General features: G+C 33.7%; 1 protein-coding gene. It reads left to right on the top strand.

Features of this window, described 5'->3' with window-relative positions:
* Positions 1-504, top strand: a 504-nt coding sequence (locus ACTHUM_RS18860; protein ID WP_440403808.1) for a hypothetical protein, incomplete at both ends; no start/stop codon positions are given.

Here is a 504-nt window from a genome sequence, read left to right as displayed (position 1 = left end):
ACTCTACTGATGAGATAGAAGATGATCCAAATATGAATTTTGAAGAAAGAGAAGGAACTATTAACCAAAATCGTGTTGTCGCGTTAAAAGAAATTTTACAAGAAAAAGGACTTTCAGGAATTCTAGAATTATCTTTAAAAGGAGATTGCGCAAGTACGATAGGTTTTCTTCTAAGACGTTTTGTATTTTCATCAGATGAGGAGTCAGTACAATTAATTAAATTGGCTCTGGAGTCTTTTAAAAAAGATGCTCACATTAATTATAAGAACATTATTCGGGGATTGTTATCCGAAAGTGATGATAACACCTCTTTATTTGAAACCCTTTCTGGGTATTTAGATGATTCTGGTAAAGTACAAGTATACTTACAGGCACCTTTTGATTCACAGGTATGGAGCTTGGTTGAGTCTCTAGAGAAACATTACCAACAAGAATATTGGGAGCAAATTGTTCCATCATATTGTCAGAATATAAATGAAGCTGAAAATGCCGTAAGATGTCTGC

The organism is Neisseria sp. P0021.S006, assembly GCF_051956895.1.
Note: the sequence above shows the minus strand (reverse complement) of the source record. Positions and strands in the feature narration are given on the sequence as shown.